Source organism: Nioella sp., assembly GCF_964229645.1.
Classification (GTDB): domain Bacteria; phylum Pseudomonadota; class Alphaproteobacteria; order Rhodobacterales; family Rhodobacteraceae; genus Nioella.
Window position 1 is genome coordinate 1 of the sequence record NZ_CAXREX010000250.1, and the last position, 10,281, is coordinate 10,281.

A 10,281-nucleotide genomic window follows, 5' to 3' on the forward strand; every position below is an offset into this window, starting at 1 on the left:
CGCTGAACCTCGTGGCGGCAGGCCATGCGGTAACAGGGTTCGACCTTGCCGCCCCCGCGCCCGAGGGCGTCACCATGGCCGCCAGCGCGGCCGAGGCCGCTGCGGGCCAGGACGTGGTCATCACCATGCTGCCCAATGGCGCGATCCTCAAGGCGGTGGCGGGCGACGTGATCCCGGCCATGGAAAAGGGCGCGGTGCTGCTCGACTGCTCCACCGTCGAGGTGGACGCCGCGCGCGACGTGGCGGGCCAATGCGAGGCTGCGGGCCTTGGCTTTCTGGATGCGCCGGTCTCGGGCGGCGTCGGCGGGGCCGCGGCGGGCACGCTCACCTTCATGGTGGGCGGCAGCGACGCAGCCTTCGCAACCGCGAAGCCGCTCTTCGACATCATGGGCCAGAAAGCGGTGCATTGCGGGCCTGCGGGCAATGGCCAGGCCGCCAAGATCTGCAACAACATGATCCTGGGCGTGACCATGATCGCCACCTGCGAGGCCTTCGCGCTGGCTGACAAGCTGGGGCTTGCGCGCGACAAGATGTTCGATGTTGTCAGCACCTCGTCGGGCTACAGCTGGACCATGAACGCTTATTGCCCGGCGCCGGGCGTGGGGCCGCAAAGCCCCGCCGACAATGGCTACAAGCCCGGTTTCGCGGCGGAACTGATGCTGAAAGACCTGCGCCTGTCCCAGGCCGCGGCCGAAGCCGCCGATGCCGATACGCCGATGGGCCAGGCGGCCGCGGCGCTCTATGCGCAGTTCGTCGAGACCGAGGACGGCAAGGGCATGGACTTCTCGGCCATGCTTCCCCGCTTCGAAAAGCGCGGACGCCAGGGCTGATCGCCAGCGGCGTCACCGAGGGATCCGACGGGGCCACGGACGCCCCCGTCGTGTCCCCGCCCCCTTTCCCACAGGCGCACCCGTCCGCTTCAGCGGACAGCGGGCCGACGAGGCCCCCCGTGAAAACGGGGGGTTGAGGAGGCGCGCCCCCGCCGCCCGTGAGGGCAGCAATTCAACAGGTCTGGAAGAAAGTGGCGCGGTTGACGTGGCTCGAACCCGCGACCCCCGGCGTGACAGGCCGGTACTCTAACCAACTGAGCTACAACCGCGCAGAGTGGGCTTTTCGCCCGGATATATGGCAGCGGTGGCGCGGTTGACGGGGCTCGAACCCGCGACCCCCGGCGTGACAGGCCGGTACTCTAACCAACTGAGCTACAACCGCCCGCTGCATCGCCGTCAGGGCCTCGGCCCGGCTGGCGTGAAGCGGGTTCTATGTGCCCCGCGCCCCCCCGTCAAGCGCGGTTTTGCGCATATTTTCCCCGCCGGCCAAATTTTTTGCAGGCGCGCCAGCGGGCATGGCGCGGCGGGCTCAGCCCCGGCGCAGCGGGCGACGCGGGGCGATGGGGCTGCGGCGCTGTCGTTCGCGCATGAAGACATGGATCCCCGCCCCCGCGATCAGCACGGTTCCGGCCAGCACCCACAGGTCCGGCACCTCGGCAAAGACCAGCCAGCCCGAGGCGATCGCCATCGGCAGGGCGGTGTATTCGAAGGAGGAAACGGTCGCCGCATTGCCCATCTTGTAGGCCGCCGACAAGAGGTAGCCGATGCCGCCGGACATGATCCCGAGCGCGATGAAAAGCGGCCAGTCGCCCGGCGCAGGCCAGGTCCAGGCGCGCAGCAGGAAGACGAGGCTTTCCTCCTCGACCCCCTCGGCAAAACGGCCATCCCCGGCCACCAGGTAGAAGGCCACGCTCACCGCCAGGAACACGCCCTGGATGTAGACCGCCAGCGCCGACGCCTTGGAATAGACGCCAAGCTTGCGCGTCAGCACCTGCATTGCCGCATAGGCCGCGGCGGCCAGCAGCGGCAGCAGCACGGTCCAGCGTTCGGAGCCGTCACCCGGCCCCGCCCCGCCCATGCCCGGACGCATCATCACCAGCACCCCCGCAAACCCCACGAGGATCGCGGTGATCCGGTGCACACCCACCCGCTCTTTCAGGAACAGCGCCGAAAACAGCGTGATCAGCAGCGGCGCGATGAAGAACAGCGCCACCGCATCGGCCAGCGGCATCACCGCAAGGGCCGCGAAATAGGTCATGTTGGACAGCACGACCAGAAGTCCGCGCAGCAGGTGCAGCCCCGGTGTGGAGGTGCGCAGCTCGCGGAAGCCGCCCTCGAATTGCAGGATCAGGAGCGAAAACAGGATGCCGATACCAGAGCGCACGAAAACCATCTGGTGCAGCGGGTAGTCGCCGCCAAGCGCCTTGATGAGCGAGTCGTTGATGGTGATCAGCACCATGCCCGCCACAATGAGCAGGATCGCGAGGGGCGGTGTCTCCTCGGTCGGGCGCGGGCGGCCGGTCATCGGGTCTGTCCTTTCGGGGTCCGGGCGTGGATCAATTGCGCCCTGCCCAAGCCCTAGCGCGGATCTGCCCCTTGCGAAACCCCTGCACCAAGCTGGTCAAGCACGGGCCCCTCCCACGCGACCGCGACCGAGCGCACCGGGCAGCCCATCACGTCATCGTCGAACGGTTCCGATACCGTGCCGCCAAGCCCCTGGTAGAAGCGGATGGCCGCGCCATTGTCATCCAGCACCGTCAGCCACAGCCGCGCGCAGCCCCGCGCCAGAGCTTCTTGTGCCATGGCGCCCATCAGTTTCCGTCCAATCCCCTGCCCCATGTTGCCAAAGGCCACGTGCAGGTTGTCGACATAAAGCACCCCGTCCCCGATATCGGCCGCGGCAAAGCCCGCCAGCTGGCCAGCCTCGGCCACCAGCACATGCTGACGCCAAAGCCGCGACGGTTGCCAGTCGGCCGCCATACGCAGGGGCACATCATGGGTCAGGAAGCGGTCCGGCAGCATCCCGGCATAGGTCCGCTGCCAGCTGTCGCTGTGCAGGCGCGCAATGGAGGGCAGGTCCGAGTCACGGGCTTTTCGCAGGATCATCCGCCCTTCTTGAAGGCAGGCTCGCGCCCCGGCAAGGGGATGAATTCGGCATCGTCGCCGGGCGGCAGGTGGAACGGCCCCGACTGCCAGTCCGCCTGACGCCAGGCCTCTTTCGCCTCGTCGATCCGCTCCTTGCTGGACGAGACGAAATTCCACCAGATATGGCGCGGGCCGTTCAGCGTCGCACCGCCAAGCAGCACCAGCCGCGCCCCTGCCGGACCTGCCGTCAGCGCAAGCCGGTCACCAGGACGAAAGACCATCATCTCGCCCGCGCCATGGCTTTCGCCGCCCAGTTCGACCGATCCCTCGGCCACGTAGACGCCGCGATCCTCGTGATCGTCGGGCAAGGGCAGCTGCGCGCCCGCCTTCAGCACTGCATCGGCATAGAACATCTCGGATGGCACGGGCACCGGTGCGGTTTCGCCATAGGCAGAGCCGAGGATAAGCCGCAGTTCCTTGCCTTCCGCTTCGAGCAGCGGCAGTTCACCCGCATCCGCATGATGAAACTCCGGCGCGCGCTCTTCCTGGTCTTCGGGCAGCGCGATCCAGGTCTGGATGCCGAAGAAGGGCATGGGAAGGGTCTGGGTTTCGTCGTCGGTCCGTTCGGAATGGGTGATGCCCCGCCCCGCCACCATCAGGTTCACGTCGCCCGGTTCGATCCAGCCATCGGTGCCAAGGCTGTCGCGGTGATGCATCCGGCCCCGGTAGAGATAGGAAATCGTTGCCAGCCCGATATGCGGATGCGGGCGCACGTCGAGCCCCTGCGTGGGCAGCATCTCGGCCGGGCCCATCTGGTCGAAGAAGATGAACGGGCCCACCATCTGACGCCTGGGCGCGGGCAAGGCCCGGCGCACCTCGAAACCGCCCAGGTCGCGGGCGCGCGGGATGATCAACGTGTCGATCGCATCGACGCCGTCGCCAAGCGGGCAATTGGGGTCGAGGGCGGGGTTCCAGCTCATGTCATGTTCTCCCGGACGGGGGTGGTGATTACGCCTTTTGAAGATAGGTCAAATCCAAACGCACACAAAGGCGACCCATGAACATGTTTTGCGCATCAACGCGCAGAAACAGCCCGAAGGGAGGGCGGTTTTTGTCCCCCGAATCCGAACAAATCCTGCCTTCCGCCCAATATTGACCACATTCCCTTGGTCTATGGACGTCAAAACGAAAGCGCATGAAGAGCACCAAAGAGGCAGACCCCATGACCATGACCACGGATGCAAGGCCCATCCCCGGCATCGGACCCAAGCTGGTCCCCATCCTGTTTACCGCCACCATCTTCCTGTCGGCATCGCTGCTGTTCTTCGTGCAGCCGCTCTTTACCAAGATCGTCCTGCCCCATATCGGCGGCGCACCGGCGGTCTGGACCACGGCGATGCTGTTCTTCCAGACGATCCTGATCGCGGGCTATGCCTATGCGCATTTTTCCACCCGCTACCTGCCGGTGAAGGGCCAGATGGCGCTGCACCTGGCGCTGTGGGCGGTCGCGCTCTTCTTTCTGCCGCTGTCGATCCGGGCGGGCTGGACCTATGATCCGGAACAATCGACGGTGCTGCAAACGCTTGGTCTCTTTGCCTTCGGCGTGGGCGTGCCCTTCGCCGTCCTGTCGGCCAACGCCCCCCTGATCCAGAGCTGGTATGCCCGTTCCGGCGGGCCCAATGCCGAAGATCCCTATTTCCTGTATGGCGCATCGAACCTCGGGTCGCTGATCGCCCTTCTGGCCTTTCCGCTGGCCGCCGAGCCGCTTTTCGGCGCAACCATGATCGGGTGGGGCTGGGCCGCGGGCTTCGTGGCGCTTGGGCTGTTCCTTCTGCTGTCGGGCCTTGCCGCCCGCGACGGGGCCGCCATTCGCCCCGCCCCCGCCAAGGTGGCGCTGCCGAAGGTCAACCAGATCGGCAAGTGGCTGCTTCTGGCCTTCATCCCCTCGTCGCTGATGCTGTCGGTGACGACCAAGATTTCCACCGATATCGGGTCTTTCCCGCTGGTCTGGGTCATTCCGTTGGCTCTCTACCTGCTGACCTTCGTACTGGTCTTTACCAACCGTCCGTGGATTCCGCGCGGGGTGCAGACCTGGCTTCTGATCGCGGGTGTCTTCATCCTGGGCATGGCCATGTCGGAACTGCCCCTGTCGATGCTGACCATCGCGATGACCGTGGCGCTTGTGGTGGCCTTCTTCTTCATCGCGCTGAAATCGCACCAGATGCTGTATGACGCGCGGCCCGATCACGGCAACCTGACCATCTTCTACGTGACCATGTCCGTGGGCGGTGCGCTTGGGGGGCTGTTCAACTCGATCATCGCCCCGGCGCTTTTCAACGATCTGCTGGAAGCGCGGATCGCCGTGATCCTTGCCGCGGCGCTCTTCTTCGTCAAAGGCGCGGTGCCGCAGCCCAAGGACGGGTTCAAGGGCCTCATCCTGGGCCTGGTGACGCTGGCGCCGATGTTCTTTGCCGCGATGCGTCCGGGCGTGCTGCCGCTGGAAATGCTGGTGGGCATGACCGCGGCGCTCTTCCTCGTCACGCTGACGCTGGTGCGCAGCACGGGCCTGTCGGCCATGATCCTGACTGGGATGGTGGTGATCTTCGGCGCCCATATCGCAGAAGGCAACGCGATCTTCCGCGACCGCAGCTTCTTCGGCACGCATCGGGTGGCCGACGAGGGCGGGCTTCGCCTCTATGCCAACGGCACCACCGTGCATGGCGCGCAGCGCCTGGCCGATTTCACCGAGGGCACCCGTCCGACGCCGCTTTACTACTACCACCCCGAGGGGCCGATGGCGCAGGTCATGACCTCCGATTTCGGGCAAGCGGCGCAGTCGATCGGCATCGTCGGTCTCGGCGTCGGCTCGCTGGCCTGCTACGCGCAGCCGGGCCAGTCCTGGGCCTTCTACGAGATCGACGCCATGGTCGACCGCGTGGCGCGCGACCCGTCGCTCTTTACCTTCATGAGCGAATGCGCAGGAAATGCCCCCACCTACCTGGGCGATGCACGCATCGTGCTGGAGGGCCAGGCAGAGGCGCGCTACGACGTGCTGGTGATCGACGCCTATTCGTCGGACGCGGTGCCGGTGCACCTGACCACGATCGAGGCGCTGGAGCTTTACCGTGAACGCCTGAACCCCGGCGGCATCCTGATGTTCCACATCTCGAACCGCTACTACGAGATCGAGCGCCCGCTCAGCCGCTCAGCCGAAGCGCTTGGGCTTGCAGCGCGGATCCAGAACTACGGTCAGCACATGGACCTTGAGGAAGGCAATTCGCCCTCTCTTGTGGTCGTGATGGCCGAGGATGACGCGACGCTGGCGGGACTGGCAGAAGATGACCGGTGGGAGGTTCTGACCTCTGACGGCGGCCGGATCTGGACCGACGATTTCGCGGACCTCCTGTCGATCATGCACTAGGATCGGTCTTCCAGACATGCAAACGGCCCGGGCATCCCACCCGGGCCGTTTTTCATTTCGGATGGACCCGCCTAGGCCAGTTCAAAATCCTCTTCGTCCATCTCCACGCCGCTTGGCATGGTTTCGTCCCACACCTCGTCGAGGGACAGCGCGGCCATCAGTTCAAGCCCTTCGTCACCGCCACTGGCCGCATCGAGCGCCCCGCCTTCGATCGCCGCATCATAGGCGTCGAGCAGGTCATCGGCGCTTTGGAACCCGCCTTCTCTAACGACGGTTCCGTCATCTGCGATGACGTCCTCAGGCGCATCTATGCGGAAGAGTTCGATCGGGCCGTCTACTGGCGAAAGCTCGTAGAAAATGACCGATTGCACTTCGGACAGGTTGAAATCCGGGTCCGCATCGGGATCGGTATCCTCGTTTTCCCCGTAGATGCTGACATAGTGGTTCACGTAGTTCTCGAACGTGCCCTCTTCGCCTTCGGGCAGGTCGTCTTCGGTGAAGTAGACCCCGGCCGCGATGCCGTAGTCGTCCATGATCCAGCCAAAGCCAACCTTGTCGAAGGTGGGATCTTCCTCTTCCTCTTCGGAAACACCCTTGATGGAGCCGGCATCATTGGTGGTCGAGGTTGCCCGGATGCCCAGAACATCAATGTCGTCGAGGCTGGTCACACCTGACAGCGGCCATACGAGCGGATCATCGCCAGCTTCCAGGTAGCTCGCCTTCTCGTCCCCATCCGGCCCAAGGCCCGGATCGCTGACATAAACTGCATTGTCCCATTGCACCTCTTCATCCCCGAGGCGCGAGCCATTCATGTTGAGCGACCCGCCCAGGCTTGCGCTTGAACCGGAGAAGTCGTCATCCCCGAAATAGATCGCGTTAACGTCCATGGCCCCTTCTGTGACCTCGATTTCGGCCAGGAACTGGCCCGGGTTCGCGGGGTCCTCGTAGACGGTGACGATGTAGGAAAGGCCTTCGACCTCATAGCTGAAGGTCTTGTTTTCAACAGGCATTCGGATGTCCTCCCGATGAGACGCATGTCTTGGAAAACAACCCGCAGAACCGGACAAGCGCACTAAGGACAACAAGATGCGGGTTCACAATTTCGCCATAAATCTATCGAGAATTTGCCGTATTAATAGTTGCAAAGCCGAACAATCGTGGAAACACACTGTTCACACCGCGCAAGCGCGATGAAGACCCTGACCTTGCCACGGTAGCCGGTTCTCGGGGTCGACAGAGATCCAAGCCCTTGATCGGGCGCAACTTCGAGGAGGGAATGGTGGGTCGTGAGAGACTCGAACTCCCGACATCTTCGGTGTAAACGAAGCGCTCTACCAACTGAGCTAACGACCCGTCCGGCGCGCTGGATAGCGCGGCCTTGGGGCGGGATGCAAGCCCTAAGCGGTCAGGATCGTGGCAGATCCGTCCCGAAGGTGATGAACGACCCCCTGCCCGCCCGGAACCGATGACAGATCGGCCCGGGCGCGGCCCAGAACGATGCAGCGCAGGAGCCGTGAGGTCACCCCATGCGTGACCAGCACGCTCGGGCAGGTGAGGTCGTCCAGAAACGCCTCCACACGGGCTGCCATCTGGCCGAGCGTTTCGCCGCCGGGGGCCAGGAATTTCCACAGGTGCGGATCGGTTGCGGCGCGGATCGACGGGTTGCCGGCCCGCAGTTCGGCCAGGGTCATTCCCTGCCACTGGCCGAGGTCAATCTCCATCAGGCGCGGGTCGGTCTCGATCGGCAGGCCAAGGGTGTTCACCGCGATCTCGGCGGTGCGCAGCGCCCGGGGCGAAGGGCTCGAGAGCACACGCGCGTCTTTCGGCACTCCGGCCTGCGCGAGAATGTCGCCCTGCGCCCGGGCTTGCGCCAGCCCGGTCGGCGTCAGGGCCGAGTCGAGATGACCTTGCAGGCGTTCCTCGGCGTTCCACTCGGTTTCGCCGTGGCGCAGCACCCAAAGCTCCGGATAGGTCGTCATGCGCCCTGGCCCCGTCTCGAAGTCAAAAGGCGCCGCGGGGATCCGGGGCGCCTTTGAAAGGAAATGGTGGGTGATAAGAGATTCGAACTCCTGACATCTTCGATGTGAACGAAGCGCTCTACCACTGAGCTAATCACCCGCTGTGGAGCCGCCTTTTAGCGGCGCTTTCGCGGGGGCGCAAGAGGCGAGAGCCGGGAAATTTCACTCTTCCTCGTCGCTGGCCCCAGACCCGGTTTCGGCAGGCTTCGCCAGCTTGATACGGGCCACGATCAGCTCGCCCGATGGCTTGGATTCCCGGCGACGTTCGGTGATCTTGCCAAGCCCCGGCAGTTGCAGGCTGCGCCCCTCTGCCAGCGCCGCGCCAAGGGCATCGCAGACGAGCCCTGCCGCCTCGCGCAGGTCCGAGCGTTTGAGCTCGCTCTGGCTGGCGATGGCTTCCATCAAGTCTTTCATCTTGAACGCGGCCCGGGCCTCTTCGGTCTCGATCGCGTCATCTGCCTGGTTATCTTTCATCTGCTCGCCCCTTATCTTCACTGGTTAATCGCTTCCCAAATGGAAACAACCTTAGGGGGTGAGTCGTCAATGAGCGAAAGTTGATGCCCCAACGTGTCCGCGCAACGCAGGGCTGACCAGCGGCGTCAGGTCTGGCTGCCCGTCAGCATGCTCAGTTGCAGGTTCCGGCTTTGCCAGCGGGGCCACCCCATCAGTTCCGACACGGTCACGAAGCGATAGCCCCGCGCGATCAGCCCATCGAGCGCGGCTGGCATCGCACGCACTGTCGGGGCCACGATGTCATGGGCCAGGATCACCGCGCCGGGATGCGAGCGCCCGACGATGCGGTTGGCCACGACCGAGCTGCCGGGGCGGCGCCAATCCTCGGGATCGACCGACCACAGCACCGTCGGGAAATGGCGCGCCTCGTAGATCAGGGCGCGCTGCCGGTTCGACAAGGCCCCGTAGGGCGGGCGCATGGTGACGGGCGGGCGGCCCGTCGCTTCGTGAATGGCAACCGTTGTGCGATCCAGTTCCCGCAAGAGAGAGCTGTTGCCAAGCCCCGTCAGGCGCGGGTGGTTCCAGGTGTGGTTGCCGATTTCGTGCCCGTCTTCCGCAATGCGCCGGGCCAGTTGCGGATAAAGGTTCACGCGCCGCCCGATCAGGTAGAAGGTCGCGCGGATGTTGCGCGCAGACAGCATGTCCAGCAATTGCGGCGTCAGCCGTTCATGCGGGCCATCGTCGAAGGTCATCGCCACCAGGGGCTGTTCCGTGGGAACACGGGTGATCGTGGTCGGCCCGCCATGGGTCACGCCCTCGGGGATGGTGAAGCTGGCCTGAGACTGCGCCGACGCCCGCCCGGTCAGCGCGACGCTGGCGCCGAGGGCGGTCAAGCCGGTTGAAAACGTGCGACGTGTGATCAGTCTCATAATGGCACCAAGAAATGGCTGGCAGCGGCAATCCGCCTAGGAGGACCGCGAATCGGTTACGAATCAAGTTCTGCCAGATCACTTGGGCCAGATTCCGTTGCAAATCGGCTTCACTTTGGACCTGCGTGTCATCTTTAAGACCTCGCAGGTTTTCTTTTGTTTTCCAGTGGGGCTACTTGTTTACAAAGGCAAGGATAAGCGTCCCGACCCGCTCGGAAGTCATTCCAGCGCGCCCATGTCAAGGGATGCTGTCGCTTCGCATGCAGGAGGGGAACTCATGAAAAAGACCGTCACCGCTGCCCTGACCGCCATCAGTCTTCTGGCCGCCGCACCGGCCCTGGCAGATGAACAGGTGCCCACCATGTCCATTGACATGGTCACCCACGACACCATGACCGCCACCGAAGATGCCGACATGCTGGTGCCTGCGCTCTTCCTTGTGTTCTTCATCCTGGCTCTGGGTGGCAGCAGCATGGGCTATCCGCAGTAAGCGGCGAAGGTGGAGATCGGAAGAGCGTCGTGTAGGGAAAGAGTGTAGACGAGCG

General features: G+C 64.5%; 10 protein-coding genes and 4 tRNA genes. 3 read left to right on the forward strand and 11 right to left on the reverse strand.

All coding sequences use genetic code 11. The features are described from left to right. The first annotated feature begins 2 nt into the window (after nt 1–2). Nucleotides 3–830 carry a 3-hydroxyisobutyrate dehydrogenase gene (gene mmsB / locus ACEQXV_RS16785; protein ID WP_370270111.1) on the forward strand — a complete coding sequence of 276 codons (828 nt, stop codon included), beginning with the start codon at nt 3–5 and terminating at the stop codon, nt 828–830. Between the two features lie 192 nt (nt 831–1,022). Here mmsB and ACEQXV_RS16790 read toward each other — a convergent pair. The 5 genes from ACEQXV_RS16790 to ACEQXV_RS16810 all read right to left on the reverse strand — a co-directional run bounded on the left by ACEQXV_RS16790 (nt 1,023) and on the right by ACEQXV_RS16810 (nt 3,895). After that, nucleotides 1,023–1,099, reverse strand: a tRNA-Asp gene (locus tag ACEQXV_RS16790). A 36-nt stretch (nt 1,100–1,135) separates the two neighbouring features. Then, a tRNA-Asp gene (locus ACEQXV_RS16795) sits at nt 1,136–1,212 on the reverse strand. A 147-nt stretch (nt 1,213–1,359) separates the two neighbouring features. Further along, nucleotides 1,360–2,355 carry a DMT family transporter gene (locus tag ACEQXV_RS16800; protein WP_370251735.1) on the reverse strand — a complete coding sequence of 332 codons (996 nt, stop codon included), beginning with the start codon at nt 2,353–2,355 and terminating at the stop codon, nt 1,360–1,362. A 53-nt stretch (nt 2,356–2,408) separates the two neighbouring features. Further along, nucleotides 2,409–2,936 carry an N-acetyltransferase family protein gene (locus tag ACEQXV_RS16805; protein WP_370251737.1) on the reverse strand — a complete coding sequence of 176 codons (528 nt, stop codon included), beginning with the start codon at nt 2,934–2,936 and terminating at the stop codon, nt 2,409–2,411. After that, entirely contained in the window at nt 2,933–3,895 is a 963-nt protein-coding gene (locus tag ACEQXV_RS16810; protein WP_370270112.1) for a pirin family protein, read from the reverse strand. Before ACEQXV_RS16810 ends, ACEQXV_RS16805 begins: the two co-directional genes overlap by 4 nt. A 215-nt stretch (nt 3,896–4,110) precedes the next feature. On the opposite strand from ACEQXV_RS16810, the gene ACEQXV_RS16815 reads away from it, so the two are divergent. Beyond that, entirely contained in the window at nt 4,111–6,336 is a 2,226-nt protein-coding gene (locus tag ACEQXV_RS16815) for a spermidine synthase (protein WP_372526069.1), read from the forward strand. A 71-nt stretch (nt 6,337–6,407) separates the two neighbouring features. On the opposite strand, the gene ACEQXV_RS16820 is transcribed toward ACEQXV_RS16815, so the two are convergent. The 6 genes from ACEQXV_RS16820 to ACEQXV_RS16845 all read right to left on the reverse strand — a co-directional run bounded on the left by ACEQXV_RS16820 (nt 6,408) and on the right by ACEQXV_RS16845 (nt 9,736). Continuing rightward, nucleotides 6,408–7,346: a hypothetical protein gene (locus ACEQXV_RS16820; RefSeq protein ID WP_370270115.1), complete on the reverse strand. Its 939-nt coding sequence runs from the start codon at nt 7,344–7,346 to the stop codon at nt 6,408–6,410. A 267-nt stretch (nt 7,347–7,613) separates the two neighbouring features. Further along, nucleotides 7,614–7,689, reverse strand: a tRNA-Val gene (locus ACEQXV_RS16825). Between the two features lie 44 nt (nt 7,690–7,733). Then, nucleotides 7,734–8,315 (reverse strand): histidine phosphatase family protein, encoded by a 582-nt coding sequence (locus ACEQXV_RS16830; RefSeq protein ID WP_370270116.1) that lies wholly within the window; start codon nt 8,313–8,315, stop codon nt 7,734–7,736. A 64-nt stretch (nt 8,316–8,379) separates the two neighbouring features. Continuing rightward, nucleotides 8,380–8,454 (reverse strand) — tRNA-Val (locus ACEQXV_RS16835). 62 nt (nt 8,455–8,516) lie between these two features. Continuing rightward, a complete protein-coding gene (locus ACEQXV_RS16840) occupies nt 8,517–8,828 on the reverse strand; it encodes an HU family DNA-binding protein (protein ID WP_370270117.1) in 312 nt (103 codons plus the stop codon). 125 nt (nt 8,829–8,953) lie between these two features. After that, nucleotides 8,954–9,736, reverse strand: a complete 783-nt coding sequence (locus tag ACEQXV_RS16845; RefSeq protein WP_370254511.1) for a polysaccharide deacetylase family protein — start codon at nt 9,734–9,736, stop codon at nt 8,954–8,956. A 277-nt stretch (nt 9,737–10,013) separates the two neighbouring features. On the opposite strand from ACEQXV_RS16845, the gene ACEQXV_RS16850 reads away from it, so the two are divergent. Beyond that, nucleotides 10,014–10,226, forward strand: coding sequence for a hypothetical protein (locus ACEQXV_RS16850; RefSeq protein ID WP_370270120.1), 213 nt, complete (start codon nt 10,014–10,016; stop codon nt 10,224–10,226). The last annotated feature ends 55 nt before the right edge of the window (nt 10,227–10,281 follow it).